Here is a 19,142-nt window from a genome sequence, read left to right on the forward strand (position 1 = left end):
CAGGAAAAATGAATCAGTTTGCACTACTACATATGACAGATTCAGCGTACTGCTTTCCGGTATCTGAACATGAAATTGTCATAAGGCTTCGCACAGCCAGGGGAGACATAGAAAAGGCCTGGATTATCTTCGAGAGCAAATATGTAATCGGGGAAAGCCAAAAAAAGCTTCCAATGGAAAAAGTGCTTAGCGGAGAACTATACGATTATTATTCAGTAAAACTGGATCTCGAAGATACGAGACTTGCTTATGTCTTTTATCTATGGGATGGTCGTGAATACTATTACTACTCTGAGGATGGCGCAACACTCACTTATGATTTTACCAAGGGCTACTATAACTTCTTTCAGTATCCCTACATCAATGCTGCAGACATCATGAAAAAGGAAGACTGGCTAACTCAGGCAAGCTTTTACCAAATATTCATCGACAGGTTCTGTATAGGAGATGAGAACAAGGACAAGAGTTATATAAATCTTAAGTGGGGAGATGTCCCTACTCCCAAAAGCTTTGCAGGGGGCGACCTCAAGGGAATTATTTCTAAGCTTGATTATATTAGTAATCTTGGATGTGATGCACTTTATCTTACTCCAATTTTTAAGTCACCCTCCAACCATAAGTATGATATTGTGGACTATTTTGAGATAGATCCAAACTTTGGTGACAATGCAGATTTGCAAGAATTGGTAAAAGAACTCCATAAAAGAGGAATGAAGATAGTTCTGGATGCGGTTTTCAACCATGTCAGTGAACTAAATGAGAAGTTTCAAGACGTGGTAAAAAAAGGCAGAGAATCACAGTATTTTGACTGGTTTGTAGTAAAGGGTGATTTTCCGAAAAAAGATCCTCTTAACTACGAAGTATTTGCCGGATGCACATATATGCCAAAGTGGAATACTTCGAACAGTGATGTCCAGGATTACCTTATATCCATTGCCACCTACTACATCAAAGAGTTTGATATAGACGGATGGAGACTTGATGTATCAGATGAGATAAGCCACGATTTCTGGAGGAAGTTTAGAAAAGAAGTTAAGAAAGCCAAGGAGACAGCAGTAATTATCGGTGAAAACTGGCATGATGCAAATAACTACCTTCGGGGCGATCAGTATGACAGCATCATGAATTATGCATTTACTAAGGCAGCTCTTGACTATTTTGCCTATGATAAATTTGATGCTGAGAAAATGGCTGACAAGCTTAACGACATCCTTGCAAGGAACACTGACACTGTCAATGATATGATGCTAAATCTTCTTGATAGTCATGATACGGACAGATTCTTTAGTGAAGTGCATGAAGACCGTGATAAGTTAAAAGCTGCGCTGGCGCTATTATATCTGTTTCCCGGTGCGCCATCGATTTTCTACGGCACAGAGTGCTATACTGTTGGTGGATATGATCCTGATTGCAGGCGATGCATGGATTTCGGAAAAGAAAAAGAGAATACACTGACAGATTTTATCAGGCAGCTGGCGGATATACGAAAGAAATGCAACTTCTCATTTGATGGCACCAGGATTTACTCTTCAGATGACAATAAGCTCTTATGCATGGAAAGACATGGCGAAAATGGGGATGTCACGCTGTTAATAAACGAGTCGGACAGCGTCGGAAAAGACAAAGATATTCAGGTAGAACCTGGCAGCTACAGATTATATGTAGGCGGAGGAGAGGTATTATGAGAAATATAAAAAGAGCTCTTGGGCTGTTGCTTATATCATCACTCGCTATTTCAATGACAGCTTGCGGAAGTGATAATGCTAAGGCTTCCGGGAAGACTTCAAGTGATGAAGTAATCACTCTTAGGATTCTTGAAAATGACACGGCCAAGCAGGAGGGCTATCTGGATGAACTATTAAGTGCATTTAATGAGGCTTATAAGGACAAGGGAATCCAGGCTGTTGATGCGAACATGGAAGAATACAGTAACCTGGCAGAAAACGGCCCTTATGGCTACGGCCCTGATGTTCTTTACCAGGCTAACGATAAGCTTATGTCTTACGCAGAAGATAAACACATCCTTGCACTAAACAGAGAAGATTTTGAGTGCGCCGATCTAATTCCGGAAGAAGCCTGGAATGCCTTCACTATTGGTGTTAATGGCAATAAGTACACCTGCGCAATTCCTGTTAATGTTCAGGAACCAATGCTTTTTTACAGAAAAGATAAGCTTCCTGAGAATTGGGAGACTGATTGGGATCAGGATGGAGATAAGACACCGGATTTCCTTCAGAGCTGGAGCAGTCTGTATCAGCTTTCACAGCAGATAGTAACAGAGTCCGGCGGCGAGAAATATGGTCTTGTTGCCTCCTGCAAAGACCTTTATATGATGGCAGAGTTTGACTTTTCCTATGGTGGATATGTTTTTGGAAAAGATGAAAATGGCCTTACTAATTCTGAGGATGTAGGCTTTGGACAGGGTGATGCGGCAAAAGGTATGCTGGGACTTCGCCAGTTTGCCGGAGTTATGAATGAAGAGTGTATTGATGATTCAATAGCGCAGAATAGATATGTTAAAGTTGCTGATGGTACATATTTTTGCTCAATCTCTACACCTGATACTTACGTCCTGTTCCATGACAGACTTGCCGATGTGTATAAGGCAGAAGGCTGTAGCCAGGAAGAAGCTGACAAAAAAGCTACAGAAAACCTTGGAATGGTGGAACTTCCCGGCAAGATGCCTGCAGATGGAGACCTTAGCAAAAATGGAGATACAGTTGAGACTGTTGTTATGGGCGGCGTTAACGGCTATGGTATCAGTGCGTACACGGAGCACAGAGATGCATGCATTGAGTTTGTAAACTTTGCTACCAGCAGGGAAATGATCACAAGAAGGGCACAGATCCTTGGTATTGCTCCAACAAGATCAGATGTGGCTCAGGAAATGGGCGGAACAACAGAAATGATCTTTGGTAGTTTGAGCGCTGGGCATATAAATCTTATGCCTTCTGTTAAGGCTGTAGATCAGATTTGGGACCCCATGGGAACGCTTCTTAGTGATGTGGCCAAGGATGCTTTTAGAGAGAAAAAGGGTGAAACTGTTAAATATACAGATGAAGCTTCCATGCAGGAGGCTTTGGATAAAGCTTCAAAGAGCATTTATGACGCCATTTATACTTTATCTAACTAAGGGAGCTTTGGTATGAAAACTGGGAATATTAAGACAAAATGCTCCTATGTAATAATGGGACTTGGACAGTTTCTTTATGGGCAAAGAGTTAAAGGACTTCTTTATATGGCTGTTCTTGCTCTGTATTTATGGTATTTAGTCACCTCAGGTATAGGGGATATGACAGGTTTTTTTACTCTCGGCACTGTTGAGGGTGATCCTTGGCTTGGAACAAAAGGTGATGACTCCATCATCATGATGCTTAGAGGAATCCTGGCATTTCTGGTGCTGATTGCAGTTATTGTCTTTTATCTTTCCAATATAAAAGATGTCAAGAATACAGAAAGGCTTGTGGAGCAGGGGAAGACTGTTCCGGGATTTATCGCGTCATTACAGGCCTTTGTTGATAAGAAGTTTTATGTTGTGGCGCTGTTCTTGCCGGTTGTCGGAGTTGCAGTGTTCAACATCCTTCCAATCATTTTCATGATCCTTATTGCTTTCACAAACTATGGGGGAGATATAGTGCCCCCAAAGCTTGTGGACTGGATAGGGCTTGAAAATTTTATACAGATCTTTTCACTTACAGGAATAAAAGACACATTTGTAAAAATCCTGGGGTGGAATCTTGTCTGGGCAGTATGTGCGACCGCTATCAACTATTTTGGAGGACTTTTACTGGCGCTTCTCCTTAACAAGAAGTGTGTAAAGGGCAAGACCTTTTGGAGAGCATTTCCTATACTTGCATACGCTGTGCCGGGATTCATAACTCTTTTAGGCTTTAAGTTCATGTTCTCCTATGGAGGTCCAATTAACTATTATCTGAAAGCTTTTGGACTTCAGGCAGTGGGATTCTTGGATATAGATGCAGGTTGGAAGGCAAGGATAATAGGTCTTTTGGTAAATGCATGGATATCTATACCGACATCGATGCTGCTTGCCACAGGAATTCTTTCTAACATGAATAATGAGCTGTATGAGGCCGCAAGTCTTGATGGAGCAGGAAGATGGAAACAGTTTACCAAGCTCACACTTCCATTTGTAGTTTTCTCTACAACACCGACGCTTATTACCAGCTTTGTTGGCAACTTTAATAACTTCGGAGTATTTTACTTCTTGAGAGGCGGCTTATATCTTGACGGATACTTCCTTGCAAGTGATACGGACCTTCTCATCAACTGGCTTTATAACCTTTCGATTGATAATAACTATTATGGTATAGGCGCAGCAGTCAGCCTTATTATTTTCCTGATCACATCAGTGATCTCTTTGACTACATATGTGAATTCATCAGCATTTAAGAAGGAGGATACTTTCAGATGAGAAAAGAACGACTTTCAGAGACAGTCGTAACATACATTGCACTGATCCTTGTATCCTTCATATTCTTTTTTCCTGTGCTGTGGCTTGTACTGGCATCTTTTTCTGCGTCGGGTTCAATCTATGATTATGAAGGATTTTTCCCTAAGAGCTACAGTCTTGGTACATATATTAAGCTCTTTTCGGACACACAGATGTATGATTATCCAAGTTGGCTACGGAATACCTTGTTTGTTGCAGTATTTTCCTGTGCGCTTTCCACAGTCCTGGTGATACTGACTGCTTATACCATGAGCAGATTCAGGTTCAGGATGAGAAAGCCTATCATGAAGACGACTCTGGTTCTTAGTATGTTCCCAAGCTTTATGGGAATGACAGCGGTTTATCTTATAATGATCAACTTTAACCTCATCAATAATCTGTGGAGCCTTGTGCTGGTGTACTCAGCAGGAGCGCCTATGGGATACCTGGTGCAGAAGGGGTATTTTGATACTATCAGTAACTCGATTTACGAAGCGGCCAGGATTGACGGGGCATCTAACCCTACAATTTTCTGGAAGGTTACAATGCCGCTTTCCAAGCCAATCCTAGTGTATACCGCACTTACCTCGTTTGCATGGCCATGGAGTGATTTCATTCTTCCGAACATGCTTCTCAAAAACCGCGATCTTTGGACAGTAGCGGTGGGCCTTACTCATCTTGGAGAAACAGAGTTTTCAAGATTTGCTGCAGGAGCCATATTTATTGCTGTTCCAATAGTAATTCTGTATTTTTCCTTATCAAGGTTCCTAATATCCGGAGTATCAGATGGTGCTGTTAAGCAATAAAATGCGAGGTTAGATTATTAGAGGGAGAGAGAGTGACGCAAGAATCATTTTTCAGAAAATCTATGAAGATTGCAGTGCCTGTAGCTTTACAGGCTATGCTGCAATCTTCTTTTTCTATGATCGATCAGGTTATGGTGGGGCAATTGGGGAAGACTGCCATAGCCGCAGTAGAAGTTGGTGTTGCCATGTCAGTAAACATGTTGGTGTTGCATTTTTGCTGATTCCAACAGATTTAGAATTTATTATTGCAACTATATATTTTCGGTGTTAGTATGAGAAAGTATTAAAAATATAAAGAAAGAACGCTTGTCGTACAGGTGATGAAATGTTTATTAGATAATTTAGTTTGAGTTTACACGATATGTTTTGTTATAGCTGCTGATGCGGCTATTTTGTGTACGCTTAAATTAGATTATCATGCATTCTTAGCCTGACTGTAATAGTGGGTCTATTTGTGTGAGTCTATTTTGCGTATGCAAAAGAGGCTCTTTTTCATTTTCAATGAAAATAAGTCAGTAAATGTGCATCGGCGCGAAATGAATTTGTTTCTTGAAGCAACCGCGCCTCGCACGAGAATTTCGCAAGCGAAATTCTATATTAGTACAGTACGCTATCAGCACAATAGGAGATTATATATGCTACAAGTTAAGAATCTGACCATAACCCATCGGGGGGACCTGCGGGTCATACTAGAGAAATTCAATATGGTCCTTAATGATGGCGACAAGGCCGTAATTATTGGGGAAGAGGGAAATGGCAAATCGACCCTCATGAAATGGATATACGATCCGGAAATGGCTGAAGAATACACGGAATGTGAGGGAGAAAGAGTACTGGCAGGAGAGGTGCTTGGGTATCTTCCACAGGAGCTTCCGGAGACTGATAAAGAAAAAACGCTATATGAATACTTTTCACAGGCACAGCTCTTTTTTGATAAGAATCCAAAAGAACTAGCTGAGATGGCCAGGGAATTCCAAGTGCCCTCAGATTTCTTTTACAGCGATCAAAAAATGGGAAGTTTATCCGGTGGAGAGAAGGTTAAGGCTCAGCTTATGAGGATTCTTATGGATAAGCCGACAGTTCTTTTGCTGGACGAGCCTTCGAATGATATTGATATAAGCACGCTGGAGCTTTTGGAGAAGCTGATAAATGAGTGGAAGCACATAGTTCTTTTCATATCTCATGATGAGACCCTTATTGAGAACACGGCTAATGTGGTGATCCACATCGAGCAGATCATGCGAAAGACTAAGAGCAGGTACACTGTCGTTAAGGATAATTACAGGAATTATATCAAGAATAGGGCCGAGAACTTCGAGAGGCAGGAGCAGCAGGCAATTAACGACAAAAAGGAGAAAAAGCGCAGGGACGAAAAGTATGCCCGAATCTATAACAGCGTGGACCATGCACAGACCAGTATATCCAGAGCCGCCAGGGACGGAATAGGTAAGAATCTCAAAGATAAGATGCACACGGTTAAGGCCATGGAAAAGCGTTTTGAAAAAGAAGATGAGAACATGACCAAGATGCCTGAGCAGGAGGAAGCGATCTTCTTCAAGCTTGGAGGGGAAACGGCCAAAATGCCTGCAGGCAAGACCGTTATTGAGTATTCCCTGGATGAGCTGAGAACTCCTGATGATTCCAAGGTCCTTGCAAAAGACATTTTCCTTAGAGTCAGAGGCCCGGAGAAAATCTGCATTGTTGGAACAAATGGTGTGGGTAAAACGACACTCCTTAAGAAAATGGCAGATGAGCTGTTATCCAGAAAAGATATAAAGGCCCAGTATATGCCACAGAACTACGAGGAGCTTCTTGATCTTGATGCTACACCGGTAGAATTTCTGGACGATACAGGGGATAAAGCGATTAGAACCCGCATAAGGACCTATCTTGGTTCTCTTAAGTACACAGCGGATGAGATGGATCATGCTATCAGGGATCTGTCCGGAGGACAGAAAGCCAAGGTGCTGCTTTTGAAAATGAGTTTATCTGATGCCAATGTACTTATTTTGGATGAGCCAACAAGAAACTTTTCACCGCTGTCGGGACCTGTTATCAGGAAGATGATTGCTTCTTTTCCGGGAGCTGTGATCAGCATTTCCCACGACAGAAAATATATTGATGAGGTTTGCACAAAGGCATACACGCTTACAGAGAAAGGACTTAAATAACCAATGACAGGAAAGTGGATAAAAGTAATTCCCTTTGATATGAAATATCTTAGGGACTATCACGAAAACTTCAACGAGGAGATTGCAAGATACCAATGGCCGGATCCCTTTGAAAATGAAGACGCTGCAAGGGAAGTTTTGCAGGAGTTTCTTGACGAAATGGAAAAAGAGGAAATGCTGATTTTTTCTATTGTTGATGAAAATGAGAAGTTTGTGGGAAGCGTTGAGATGCATGGACTTACAGAAGAATGTCCGGAACTTGGCGTGTGGATCGTAGAAGCGGAGCAAGGAAAGGGCTATGCCTTTGATGCGCTGAACTTCATTCTGGATTACGCCCATGAGAAATACGGAAAGAGCCAGTTCTTTTACGAAGCTGATATCAGAAACGCAGGAAGTAACAAGCTTCTGGAAAAGCTATCCTCAGACTACGACATAGAGGAATTTGAAGTGGAAGACCTTGTTACTGATTCAGGAAAAGAGCTAAAGCTAAAAGGAAATGAACTAAGGAGAAAAACTGAAAATGAGTGAATATACATATTTGAATTTAAGAGAAAAACCTGAAATGAAAGACATGGCAGCCAATTGGTTCCACGAAAAGTGGGGAGTGCCAACAGAGGCGTACCTTGAGTGCATGGAGGATTACCTTGGCGGTAATACAGAATACGGCTGGTACCTTTGCCTTGATGGTGACAAGATCGTGGGCGGTCTTGGCGTTATTGAAAATGATTTCCATGACAGAAAAGACCTTGCGCCCAACGTTTGCGCAGTTTATACAGAAGAGAACTTTCGTTGTCAGGGCATTTGCGGAAATCTTCTTAACATGGCAGTTGATGATATGAAATCAAAAGGCATTACACCAATTTACCTTGTTACAGACCATACCGGATTCTATGAGAGATATGGCTGGGAGTTCTTCTGCATGGCACAGGGCGACGGAGAACCTGAGCCTACAAGATTGTACATACATAGATAATTGCGAAATCCAATAGACCAAATTGCACGTAGATGCTTATAATGCGTCTGCTATGTATAAATGACAGAGAATGGAGGGATTGGATGAATTATTTCGTTGAAGGATTACAGGGAAGCGGTAAGAGTACCCTTGTAAGAAGACTGTCCGAAAAATATTCTGATCTTAAGGCTATCTGCGAAGGTGATTACTCTCCTGTAGAGCTTGCCTGGTGCGCCTATGTGGATAATAAGACCTATGAAGAGATTCTCCATAAGTACAGCGCTATAAAGGATGAAATCAGGGAAAAGACCTATGAAGAAGGAGATAAAAGGATAATCTGTTACACCAAGATCATCACTGACATTCCGGGATTTCACAAAGATCTTGAGCAGCATGAGATATACAATGGGCGTATTGATTATGATAGCTTCAAAGATATTGTTTTGGGGCGCCTAAAGAGATGGCATAGTGATAACAACATTTTTGAGTGTTCTCTTTTCCAGAACATCGTGGAGGATATGATTCTTTTTAGGAACATGAGTGATCGGGAAATCCTGGATTTCTACAAAGAGATTAGCCTGGTCCTTGCTGATAAAGATTACAAGATTATGTATCTTAAGGCCGATGATATAGCTTCAAACATCGATGTTATCAGGAAGGAAAGATCTGACGACAACGGAAAAGAAATGTGGTTTCCCCTTATGCTGGGCTACTTTGATAATTCTCCCTATGCTGTAGAAAACAAAGTATCCGGGACAGAGGCTTTACTTGGTCACTTTGCCCACAGGCAGCAGCTGGAGTTGAGAATCCTGGAGGAAGTGTTTGAAGGTAGGTACACCATACTAGAGTCAAAAAAATATGAAATATAGTGTTGACACGAAGTTGTCAGACAGATATACTAACAACTAAATATTTTCAGAAAGTGATTCAAATTATGAAAAATTTTAGACTCGTCAATTCCATTACTAAGAATATGATGCCCGTGGATTATAAACAGGGGTCTATTAGTGATAGCATTGATGAGGATAGAGAATAGGTGCAGAGTATACGCATATATTCATATTGTTTTGAGATTTGGCCTCATCAGACTTATATAGTTTGATGAGGCTTTATTCATTCCATCTTAAAGTTATAGGAGGGGACATATGGCAGAACAATCAAGACAGGAAATAGTCAGCGGTTTTTACAACCAGTATGAAGAGGAGGGGCGCCTTGACAGGTCAGTTCATGGAAGACTTGAGTTTGCTACAACCATGAACTACATCCACAGATATGTCGGCAAGAATTCCAAGATTTTGGAAGTAGGCGCGGGCACCGGCAGATATTCGATAGCTCTGGCAAAAGAGAGCATGGATGTTACAGCAGTTGAGCTGGTTGATAAGAATCTTGAAATCTTAAAAGCGAACGGGGCAGGTCTTGATAATCTGAAAGCTTATCAGGGGGATGCCACAAGGCTTGATCAGTTTGCCGATGGCTCTTTTGACGTAACCCTTGTTCTTGGGCCTTTATATCACCTGTACGAGAAGGACGATATTAACAAGGCTATCGACGAGGCTATTCGAGTCACGAAAAAAGGCGGAGTTGTCATGTATGCCTTTATCTCAGTATTTGCCATTATGTACGCGGAGTACTTCTACGGCAACTGGGCAGCAGGGCAGGAGGAGAACTTCACCAAGGACTATAAGGTCAGACATTTCAAGGAGCAGCTTTTTACCGGATATGATGTGACGGAGTTTGAACAGCTTTTTGAGGGAAAAGATATAACCTGGATCACCACAACAGGTGTGGATGGCCTGCTTCAGCCAATCGAAGAAAGACCGGATTTTAAAATGTCAGATGAAGACTTTAAGGCAATGGCCGACTGGTATCTGGCTTTTTCGGAAAAGAGGGAGCTGCTTGGGCACACAAATCATCTCCTATATATCTGCAGAAAAAATTGAGATAAATAATGGGGATAATAATTTATATCAATATAAAAAAAGAGGAGAAATGTTATGAGTTTGAGACTAATTAAGCTTACAAAAGAGTATGAGCATCAGCTTGGGGAGATGATCGATGAGTGGAAGGAAGATCAGGAAAAGAACCACACCAACCACTCACCATATGCTATTTTCAAGAATGATTATCAGGACTTTGATTACTATCTTGAGAACCTGGAACTTGCGCAGGCACGAGATGGACTAGTCCCGGACTCAACCTTTTTCCTTTTGGATGATGAGAGAAACAGACTCCTTGGAGCCGTGAACATTCGTCACTACCTAAACGAAAAGCTTTTGAAGGATGGCGGTCATATCGGGGATGGAATCAGACCTTCCGAAAGGCGCAAGGGCTACGCTACCAAGATGATCGGACTTGCCCTAGATGAGTGTAAGAAACTTGGTATCGACAAAGTACTTATCTGTTGTGACAAAGACAACATCGGCTCAGCCAAGTCTATACAGAATAACGGCGGAGTACTAGAAAATGAATTTGTAGATGAAGATGGAGAAGTAGTTCAGCGCTACTGGATAGAATTATAAATGAGGAGGATATCAATATGAAATTCGAAGAAAAGAAAATACAGCTTAAAGACGGTAGAACCTGCACCCTTAAGCCCAATACATCAGAGTATGCCCAGGATATGATTGATTATCTCAAGAAAACAAGCGCAGAGACTCCATTTCTTTTACGAAACCCTGACGAAGTTCAGTATACGCTTGATGGTGAAAAAGAGATTCTGGACAGGCTTTATAATGATCCAAACTCTGTAATGATGATAGCCATAGTCGGTGGCAAGGTTGCAGGGAATAGCAGCATAAATGGCATGGGTGATAAGAGAAAAATAAAGCATCGCTGCAGCATGGCTATTGCCCTATATGAGGAGTATTGGGGACTTGGAATTGGAAGTGCAATGATAGAGTATCTGACAAGCCTTGCCAAAGAGATAGGCTATAGTCAGATGGAGCTTGAAGTTGTTGCGAATAACGAAAGAGCTCAGGCCTTGTATAAAAAGTGCGGCTTTGTAGAGTATGGTCGCAGACCCAATGCTCTTAAATTCGATGATGGAAGCTACAATGATGAGATCCTGATGTATAAGGCATTGTGAGATATTGAATTCATATCCGGGTATAAAATAAGCCACAAAAGAGTATAATGTTAAGAGAAATTACTTGGATTCAAGGAGAAAAGAATGCAAAGCGAAGTAAGTACTAAGATAATGAGATTGCTAGTATGCCGCATAGTACTGTGGATCATTGCGGCTGTATCAACAGGATACTGGATTTATTTTTCCATAAAGCTTCACAGAGATGGAATATTTGATCCGGCGGAGTATTCAACTGCATTAAGACCGGTGTTGTATACCTGCCTTGTAATCGCAGTTATAGCTATTTGCATAAGCTTTGTACTTCACCATTTGAGTAAGAAACTGAAGGCTAAGGAAAAAGAGACAACGGTTTAATTACCAAATAATAGCGGAAAGTAGCAGTACAGGCCATAAATCTGTACTGCTAAAAATTTGAATATACGAATTGCAAACAATACAATTGCAATAAATTTAAAATATGATATAATCCACTTATCTTATTCGATATAATGAATAGTAAGGAAGGATTATTTCAATGGATAAAGAATTCAACATTCAGGAATACATGACTCATGGCGTGGAGAGAGTTGTTTCAGATGCTATAAAGGCTACTCTCAAGAACCCAAGAGAAAGTGCATATATGGCTAAGTTTGCCCTGGCTACTAAGGCTGCTTCCAAGAAAAGAGCCAAATTAGAGGCAGAAGGGGAACACATTCCGCCATTTCTGATCGCCAGCATCACAAGCAGTTGTAATCTCCACTGCGCGGGGTGCTATTCAAGATGCAATAACGCCACAGAGGATACAGAGCCTGTAAGTCAGCTTACTGATGAAGAGTGGCTCAAGATCTTTGACGAAGCATCAGACCTGGGAGTTAGCTTTATCCTTCTTGCAGGTGGTGAGCCACTTCTTAGAAAGGGTGTCATCGAGGCAGCAGGTAAAAAGCAGGACATTCTTTTCCCAATATTTACAAATGGAACATATATGGCGGAGAAGTACTTCGACCTTTTTGATAAGAACAGAAACCTTGTGCCAATCATGAGTATTGAAGGCGAGAAAGAGGCTACTGATACAAGACGTGGTGAGGGCGTGTATGACAAGCTGATTTCCAACATGGACGAGCTGAATAGCCGCGGCCTTATTTACGGAGCATCAGTTACCGTGACTACAGAGAATCTGAGGGACGTATCCTCAGAGGAATTCATAGGTAAGCTTTCAAGCAAAGGCTGCAAGGCTGTAATATTTGTTGAATTTGTTCCTGTCACAGAGGATGCGACTCATCTTGCACCCGGTGATGAGGATAGAGAATATTTGAAAAAAGAGATTAGGAGGCTTCGAGAAGAGCACCCTGAAATGGTATTTGTATCCTTCCCCGGAGATGAGAAAAGTTCAGGTGGATGCATTGCTGCAGGAAGAGGATTCTTTCACATCAATTCCCACGGCGGTGCAGAGCCATGCCCATTTTCACCATATTCAGATATAAACGTAAAAGAGACATCCCTTAGAGATGCCATGAAATCCAAGCTTTTCAGAGCACTTCAGACAGAAGGCGTCCTTCTTGATGATCACGCCGGCGGATGTGTTCTTTATGAGAAAAGAGAAGAAGTTGAGAGACTACTGGCTGTAAATTTGAGCTGATGGTTTTGTATCTGCCTTGACTATCAGTTGGAGATAAAATTATGGATAGAAAGCTTGTTTTTCACAAACCCATATTTGAGGAATCTGCGGAATTATCAAGAATATATGCCCTAAGAGATAACAAAACCTGTGACAGTACGATTCTTGACACATACATTTGGAAAGACCTGTATAATACTGAGGTATATATTGAGGAGGAAGCTGCCCTCATTCTTATGAAGGACGATAAGGGCTACTTTGCGGCGATGCCCTATTGCAGGCAGGAAGATCTTCCACTGTACTTTGGGCTCTTGAGGCGCTATTTCAGGGAAGAACTTGGGCAGCCTCTCCGTATAGATCTTGCTGATGAGGAAGCTTTGAAGGCGCTGAAGCTTTATAATAATACTGATTTTATAATAGAGGAAGAGTCTGATCTTAAGGACTATCTCTATGATGCCCAGGAACTTAGAACCCTTCCAGGCAAGAAATTCCAGAAAAAGAGAAATCTTGTAAACAAATTCATGAAGGAGTACGAGGGCAGGTGGGAATATAAGACTCTTTGCTGCATGGATGAGTATTTCCTTGAAAAGTTCATGGAGAAATGGGTAGAGATAAGGCTTTCTGAAGGAGTGGACAGTAAGGATACCCTGATAATAGAAAAAGATGGAGTTATCGATATCCTCCGAAACTGTGATAAAGTCACCTTCAGAGTTGGCGGTATTTTCATTGATGAAGAGCTTGAAGCTTTTTCAATCGGCTCCTACAATAGTAGAGAGAAAATGGCTGTTATCAGTATAGAAAAGGGAAACTCGGAAATCCCCGGAATATATCAGGTTATAAATCAGCAGTTTCTCATTAATTCCTACGAGGATGCGATTATGGTGAACAGAGAAGATGACATGGGAATAGAGGGTCTTCGCCATGCCAAAGAAAGCTATAATCCCGTGGGATATGCCAGAAAGTACAGAGTATATGAGAAATAATTAACTTAAGTATCGGAGTAGGCTAGATGATAATAGAATATCAGGAATACAGTGATAAGCTGAAAACCAGGCCCCTCTACGAAGAGGCTTTCGATGATCCGAGGGAATTTGTTGACTATTACTATGAAGACAAAATTCTTGATAACAGGATGATCGTAAGCCTTGAAAATGATGAAGTAGTATCTATGCTTCATTTAAATCCTTATAAGATTAATCTGTGTGGCACTATAGTCCCCACCTATTATGTGGTGGCGGTGGCTACCAGGAAAGATAGGCACCACCAGGGTCACATGTCAAAAGTCTTTGACAAAACCTTCGAAATTCTAAAAAATGAGAATATTCCCTTTGTATTTCTTTTACCTGTGGATGAGTCCATATATTCCTGGATGGGCTTTGAGACAATATGCGATTTTACAGTGGATAGAATCCCTGACTATCAGACCATTATGGACAAATTTGATGTTTACTGCATAAGAGATGAAGCCTATACTAGGAGAATGAGTAAAGAAGATGCCCTTAGAGAGATGGACAATGGGGAAGTTCTGCCGGACAATCCGGTCATAATGGGCAAGATAACGAGCTTGCAAGCCTTTGATAAGGCGGTGGGAAAAGAGTTTGTGTATGAAAAAGAAGCCATCAAATGGCTGAAAAGTAAACGCATCTATATCTGCGAAGAGGTATAGACGCTTAAGGGGATAATCATGAGTTATATCGAAGTAAACAATCTAAAGAAAGATTTCGTAGTTAAAAAGAAACGTGAAAAAGGAAAGCTCCTTAGGGAAAGAGATACAGTACATGCTCTTAAGGAGGTTTCTTTTTCTGTTGATAAGGGAGAACTTGTGGGATATATCGGCCCTAACGGCGCTGGAAAGTCAACCACAGTTAAGATTCTCTCAGGAATTCTCACACCGGATGGCGGAGAAGTTTCTGTAGGAGGTCTTGTGCCCTATAAAGAAAGAAGAGCCCATGTCAAGAATATCGGAGTAGTCTTCGGACAGCGAAGCCAGCTATGGTGGGATGTCCCTATTGTTGACAGTTACAATCTTCTCAAGGATATCTACAGAATTCCTCAGGGTGATTATGAAGCAAGGTTAAAAGAGCTGGCTCAGGCTCTGCAGCTTGAAGAGCTTATGAGAACACCTCTGCGCCTTCTGAGTCTTGGCCAGAGAATGCGTGCAGAGCTTTGCGGTTCACTTCTGCATAGACCGGAGCTCCTATTTCTGGACGAACCAACCATTGGTCTTGACGCAGTAAGTAAGCTTTCTCTTCGTGAGTTTTTAAAATGGGAAAACGAGGAGTATGGAACAACAATCATGCTCACTACTCATGATATGGAGGATATTGCGGCGCTTTGCTCAAGAGTAATGGTCCTTGGACATGGCCAGAAGCTCTTTGACGGAAAGCTTCCGGATCTTCTAGAGCGCTTTGATACTGTACGAAACGTACAGGTTAAATTTGACGTTCCTAATCCGAATCTCAAACTTCCGGACGGAGTTGAATGGAGTCAGAGTGAGGATGGAATCGAGCTTAGCTACGAACCTTCTGTGCTCCCAACAGCACAGCTTTTGTCAATTCTTCAGGAAGCCGGAAATATCAGTGAGCTTACCCTGCAGCCTGAGAACACAGACCATCTGATTGCGGCTATGTACAAGGAGCTTGACCTATGAGAGCATATTTGTCCGTATTTAAAATGCGCCTTAGAATGGAGCTTCAGTACAGAGGCGCCATGATTGGTGGAATACTTTGCCAGATGTTTTTTGGATTAGTGTTGGTGGCTCTTTATAAAACTCTTTATGATGGAAATCCGCAGCCTATGCCGTTTTCAAGTATAGCAACCTACGTTTGGCTTCAGCAGGCTTTCTTTAGAATGATGCTTGGTTCTGATTCGGATCTTTTGGATAAGATAAGATCTGGAGACATTTCCTATGATATGTGCAGACCGGTGAATATGTACGGTTTTTACTATGCCAGGATAATGGCCCAAAAGTTCATGGGAAGTATTATGCGTGCCGTACCAATGCTGATCCTTGCTGCCATTCTTCCAATGGGCTATGGCATAAGTGGTCCCGCATCGGTATGGGGCCTTCTTTCGGCAATTCCGGCTCTTTTCCTGGGACTATTGTGTGTGTGCGCCCTTGAGAACATAACCATGGCATTTACCATGAAGACACTTGATCCAAGAGGAATGCAGGGACTTCTTAACCTTTTGATGATGACTCTTTCAGGTAATATTTTGCCACTTACTCTTTTTCCTGATAGTTGGCAGAAAGTTATTACCTTTTTCCCATATGCGCAGCTTCTGGATGCTCCCATAAGGCTTTACACAGGAGACTACCTGCCCGTAGATGCACTTAGGGTATATGCACTTCAGGGATTCTGGGTAATTGTATTGGTATCACTTGGAGTAGCTATGTGGAATGCCAACAAGAAACGCATGGTTGTGCAGGGAGGCTAAGCTATGAATACACTACGACTTTATTTTAAATCAATAGGAATGCTTCTTAGAAGCCACCTTCAGTATCCAAGCTCCTTTATTATGCAGACCATTGCACAGCTTGTAATGGAGGGCGGCGAGATGCTGGCGGTCATCCTTATTGTGGACAGATTTAATAACCTGAAGGGATGGAGCGGCGGAGATCTCTATTTCTTTTTCGGAATGATGTCTGTATCCTTCTATCTTACAGAGATGTTTGGAAGAGGAATTACAGGTGATTTCCCCATGATGGTCAGGACAGGAAAACTTGACACTTTCCTTGTAAGACCCAGAGGCGTTCTGACTCAGGTCTTGTGCGCAGGAACCGACCCAAGGCGAATTACATGTGTTGCAGTCGGCGTGGCAGCGCTGATCATGGGAAGCAATCTTTCAGACATTGTCTGGACGCCACTAAAAGCGCTTGTTCTTGTGGAATCAATAGCTATGAGCTGCCTTCTTATTTTGGGACTTTTCATGATTGAGGCAATCTTTAGCATTTTCAGCGTTAAGTCTGTAGAGCTGGTTAATGCCATAACTTATGGCGGACGAAGTGCTTGTCAGTATCCAATTGATGTTTATCCACTGCCACTTAGAGCTCTTTTTACAGTTATAGCACCCTTTGCACTAACACTTCATGTTCCGGCTTCCTGGATCCTGGATAAGCCCCTTTATGGCTGGCCGGCCTGGACAGCTTTTGTGACACCACTTTCAGGAGTATTGGTGTTTGGTATCATGACAGGGGTATTCCATCTTGGAATGAGACATTACAGATCTACAGGAAGTTGATCTATATCCCAGCCGCCATGCAAAAGGAAGTCTTGCAGTAACTGTAAATGACGAGTATATTTTTATGGGAGATTCCTTCTACCGCAGCTCTAAGGGCTAGCTTGAAGAAATATATGCCAGAAAAGAGAAAGGAAATCCGTATATCAAATGGTCATAGCAGCAAACGTAATAGATTTCCTGGCCGCCCTTATTCAGGTGAGCACAGGAGCAGTTAAAAAGAAATCAAGAATTCTCATAATGCAGATCGTACAGCTTATCATGCAGGGAGTGGCGATGCTCCTTCTGGGCGGCGTTACAGGAGCTGTCAGCAATGTCTTATCCTGTGTAAGAAACTACATCTGCTATAAAGAAAAACTTAATCTTCCATGGAAGATATTTTTCATCGCGGCCTCAATTGTTATGACGATTCTTTTAAATGACCAGGGGCTTCTTGGAATCATTCCGGCAGCAGTCTGCACCGTGTACATTATCTTTATGGACATCAAGGATCCAATTAAGTTCAAGATTCTTGTAATGCTCACATTTATCCCATGGTGCATTTATCATTTTGTTCTCGGATCCTATACAGGAGCAATATTTGATGCAGTGACGATTATTACAAACCTTTTTACGATTGTAAGGATGAAAAAAGGATAAAAGTACGCAGAATTATGCAGTTCTCGGACGAGGAGATAATTAACGAAAAGAAAAAACAAGAACTTACTGACTGTTCTGAATAACATGAAAGGAAGTAAGTTCTTGTTTTTGATTTTTAGTTAATTACGACGCAGACGAAAACAAATAATTCTGCGTATTTTATTCAGTTGTCGGCCTTCACTGGAAGGAGTCTCAGTCCGCCTGTTCCAAAGAACATTGAATTTCTGATCATTCCGATCTTATAAAGACTCAGAACATAGAACATTGAATACATGATAGTCATAAGTCCGAAGGTTCTGATCAGTTCCTCAACTGTTGGAGGATATCCGTATCTCCTTGTAAAGTTTCCTACATATTCTGCAATTTCTGCGTTAAGTCTACCCATATTAGTAACCATCCCTTAACTGCGTTTTAATGCCGCTTTTGTAGTGTAATGACAGCGGTATTTCTTTTAACGCTTTTTATCAGTCTAGCAAGGGAATATGTCCTAAATTTGTTCAAGTTATAAAATAATTATAAAATGATTGCTTACAATTTTTATTTCGCCAAATTAGAAAAATAAACATATGGAAAGCTCCGATAACGCTATGTAACATAAGGACTTCCAATCCTATACTGATTACATAAGATCACATATTAAATAGTGATGTGTAAATAAAAAGGAGGATGCCTATGAACAGATTCATGCAGGGAATGCTGTTTGCACTTCTTTTGGTATATGTGGTTTCGCCAGTGGATTTCGTTCCCGGACCTGTTGACGACATCCTGGCAATCGTATTATACGCAGCGGCAAACAGAAATAAGTTTTTACCAAGAAAGTCCACTGACAATGATCGAATCGAAGTAATCGATGTGGACGGCAGAGAAATCTAGATTGTGGAATGTGTTTTGGAGGAAAAGGTTATGAGTAAGAAATTATACAGAAGCAATGACAGAAAGGTGTTTGGTGTTTGTGGTGGTATCGCAGAGTACTTGGATATTGATCCTACAATCGTAAGACTTATCTGGATCATCCTTACATGTTCAGGCGGAAGCGGAGCAATTCTTTACCTTATAGCCGCAATTCTCATGGACAACAGACCTGATTACGTTAGCAGATATGAGAATCAGTAAAAGTAAAATGGTTACAACCTAATATTTGGAATAGCATAGAACCCTTAAGAAAGCAGCATATGATTCACAAATGAATTGTATGCTGTTTTCGTT

The 19,142-nt window shown here is 41.5% G+C and carries 23 protein-coding genes; 22 read left to right on the forward strand and 1 reads right to left on the reverse strand.

Annotation, left to right across the window (positions count from 1 at the left end; genetic code table 11):
* The first annotated feature begins 8 nt into the window (after nt 1-8).
* The 20 genes from G613_RS0112115 to G613_RS0112210 all read left to right on the forward strand — a co-directional run bounded on the left by G613_RS0112115 (nt 9) and on the right by G613_RS0112210 (nt 17,936).
* Nucleotides 9-1,685, forward strand: a complete 1,677-nt coding sequence (locus G613_RS0112115; protein ID WP_029232883.1) for a glycoside hydrolase family 13 protein — start codon at nt 9-11, stop codon at nt 1,683-1,685.
* On the forward strand, nt 1,682-3,133 hold the full coding sequence (locus G613_RS0112120; protein ID WP_029232884.1) for a sugar ABC transporter substrate-binding protein: 1,452 nt from the start codon (nt 1,682-1,684) through the stop codon (nt 3,131-3,133). Before G613_RS0112115 ends, G613_RS0112120 begins: the two co-directional genes overlap by 4 nt.
* A 12-nt stretch (nt 3,134-3,145) precedes the next feature.
* Nucleotides 3,146-4,432, forward strand: a complete 1,287-nt coding sequence (locus G613_RS0112125) for a carbohydrate ABC transporter permease (protein WP_029232885.1) — start codon at nt 3,146-3,148, stop codon at nt 4,430-4,432.
* Nucleotides 4,429-5,256 (forward strand): sugar ABC transporter permease, encoded by an 828-nt coding sequence (locus tag G613_RS0112130; protein WP_029232886.1) that lies wholly within the window; start codon nt 4,429-4,431, stop codon nt 5,254-5,256. Before G613_RS0112125 ends, G613_RS0112130 begins: the two co-directional genes overlap by 4 nt.
* Before the next feature lie 32 nt (nt 5,257-5,288).
* Nucleotides 5,289-5,477 carry an MATE family efflux transporter gene (locus tag G613_RS19900; RefSeq protein ID WP_029232887.1) on the forward strand — a complete coding sequence of 63 codons (189 nt, stop codon included), beginning with the start codon at nt 5,289-5,291 and terminating at the stop codon, nt 5,475-5,477.
* 414 nt (nt 5,478-5,891) lie between these two features.
* Nucleotides 5,892-7,427: an ATP-binding cassette domain-containing protein gene (locus G613_RS0112140; protein WP_029674897.1), complete on the forward strand. Its 1,536-nt coding sequence runs from the start codon at nt 5,892-5,894 to the stop codon at nt 7,425-7,427.
* Between the two features lie 3 nt (nt 7,428-7,430).
* Entirely contained in the window at nt 7,431-7,955 is a 525-nt protein-coding gene (locus tag G613_RS0112145; protein WP_051151074.1) for a GNAT family N-acetyltransferase, read from the forward strand.
* Entirely contained in the window at nt 7,948-8,400 is a 453-nt protein-coding gene (locus G613_RS0112150) for a GNAT family N-acetyltransferase (protein ID WP_029232888.1), read from the forward strand. The genes G613_RS0112145 and G613_RS0112150 overlap by 8 nt, the downstream gene beginning before the upstream one ends.
* A gap of 83 nt (nt 8,401-8,483) precedes the next feature.
* Nucleotides 8,484-9,248, forward strand: a complete 765-nt coding sequence (locus G613_RS0112155; protein WP_029232889.1) for a hypothetical protein — start codon at nt 8,484-8,486, stop codon at nt 9,246-9,248.
* 276 nt (nt 9,249-9,524) lie between these two features.
* On the forward strand, nt 9,525-10,319 hold the full coding sequence (locus G613_RS0112160; RefSeq protein WP_029232890.1) for a class I SAM-dependent methyltransferase: 795 nt from the start codon (nt 9,525-9,527) through the stop codon (nt 10,317-10,319).
* Between the two features lie 54 nt (nt 10,320-10,373).
* Nucleotides 10,374-10,898 carry a GNAT family N-acetyltransferase gene (locus tag G613_RS0112165; protein ID WP_029232891.1) on the forward strand — a complete coding sequence of 175 codons (525 nt, stop codon included), beginning with the start codon at nt 10,374-10,376 and terminating at the stop codon, nt 10,896-10,898.
* A gap of 17 nt (nt 10,899-10,915) precedes the next feature.
* Nucleotides 10,916-11,464 (forward strand): GNAT family N-acetyltransferase, encoded by a 549-nt coding sequence (locus G613_RS0112170; RefSeq protein WP_029232892.1) that lies wholly within the window; start codon nt 10,916-10,918, stop codon nt 11,462-11,464.
* Between the two features lie 84 nt (nt 11,465-11,548).
* Nucleotides 11,549-11,818, forward strand: a complete 270-nt coding sequence (locus G613_RS0112175) for a hypothetical protein (protein ID WP_029232893.1) — start codon at nt 11,549-11,551, stop codon at nt 11,816-11,818.
* Between the two features lie 160 nt (nt 11,819-11,978).
* On the forward strand, nt 11,979-13,079 hold the full coding sequence (locus G613_RS0112180) for a radical SAM protein (RefSeq protein ID WP_029232894.1): 1,101 nt from the start codon (nt 11,979-11,981) through the stop codon (nt 13,077-13,079).
* A 41-nt stretch (nt 13,080-13,120) separates the two neighbouring features.
* A complete protein-coding gene (locus G613_RS0112185) occupies nt 13,121-14,041 on the forward strand; it encodes a DUF2156 domain-containing protein (protein ID WP_029232895.1) in 921 nt (306 codons plus the stop codon).
* Between the two features lie 26 nt (nt 14,042-14,067).
* Nucleotides 14,068-14,724, forward strand: a complete 657-nt coding sequence (locus G613_RS18745) for a GNAT family N-acetyltransferase (protein WP_029232896.1) — start codon at nt 14,068-14,070, stop codon at nt 14,722-14,724.
* An 18-nt stretch (nt 14,725-14,742) separates the two neighbouring features.
* On the forward strand, nt 14,743-15,708 hold the full coding sequence (locus tag G613_RS0112195) for an ABC transporter ATP-binding protein (protein ID WP_029674901.1): 966 nt from the start codon (nt 14,743-14,745) through the stop codon (nt 15,706-15,708).
* On the forward strand, nt 15,705-16,496 hold the full coding sequence (locus G613_RS0112200; protein ID WP_029232898.1) for an ABC transporter permease: 792 nt from the start codon (nt 15,705-15,707) through the stop codon (nt 16,494-16,496). The genes G613_RS0112195 and G613_RS0112200 overlap by 4 nt, the downstream gene beginning before the upstream one ends.
* Before the next feature lie 3 nt (nt 16,497-16,499).
* Nucleotides 16,500-17,300: an ABC transporter permease gene (locus G613_RS0112205; RefSeq protein ID WP_029232899.1), complete on the forward strand. Its 801-nt coding sequence runs from the start codon at nt 16,500-16,502 to the stop codon at nt 17,298-17,300.
* Between the two features lie 147 nt (nt 17,301-17,447).
* Nucleotides 17,448-17,936 carry a YgjV family protein gene (locus G613_RS0112210; RefSeq protein WP_029232900.1) on the forward strand — a complete coding sequence of 163 codons (489 nt, stop codon included), beginning with the start codon at nt 17,448-17,450 and terminating at the stop codon, nt 17,934-17,936.
* Nucleotides 17,937-18,099: 163 nt separating this feature from the next.
* Here G613_RS0112210 and G613_RS0112215 read toward each other — a convergent pair whose 3' ends face one another.
* Nucleotides 18,100-18,321, reverse strand: a complete 222-nt coding sequence (locus G613_RS0112215) for a hypothetical protein (protein WP_029232901.1) — start codon at nt 18,319-18,321, stop codon at nt 18,100-18,102.
* A gap of 287 nt (nt 18,322-18,608) precedes the next feature.
* Between G613_RS0112215 and G613_RS0112220 the strand changes: the two genes are divergently transcribed.
* Both G613_RS0112220 and G613_RS0112225 read left to right on the forward strand, forming a co-directional pair.
* The gene (locus G613_RS0112220; protein WP_026662330.1) at nt 18,609-18,809 is read left to right on the forward strand and encodes a hypothetical protein; all 201 of its coding nucleotides are present in this window, start codon (nt 18,609-18,611) and stop codon (nt 18,807-18,809) included.
* Between the two features lie 30 nt (nt 18,810-18,839).
* Nucleotides 18,840-19,049, forward strand: a complete 210-nt coding sequence (locus G613_RS0112225) for a PspC domain-containing protein (RefSeq protein ID WP_029232902.1) — start codon at nt 18,840-18,842, stop codon at nt 19,047-19,049.
* The last annotated feature ends 93 nt before the right edge of the window (nt 19,050-19,142 follow it).

The organism is Butyrivibrio sp. VCB2006, from assembly GCF_000420945.1.
Lineage (GTDB): Bacteria > Bacillota > Clostridia > Lachnospirales > Lachnospiraceae > Butyrivibrio.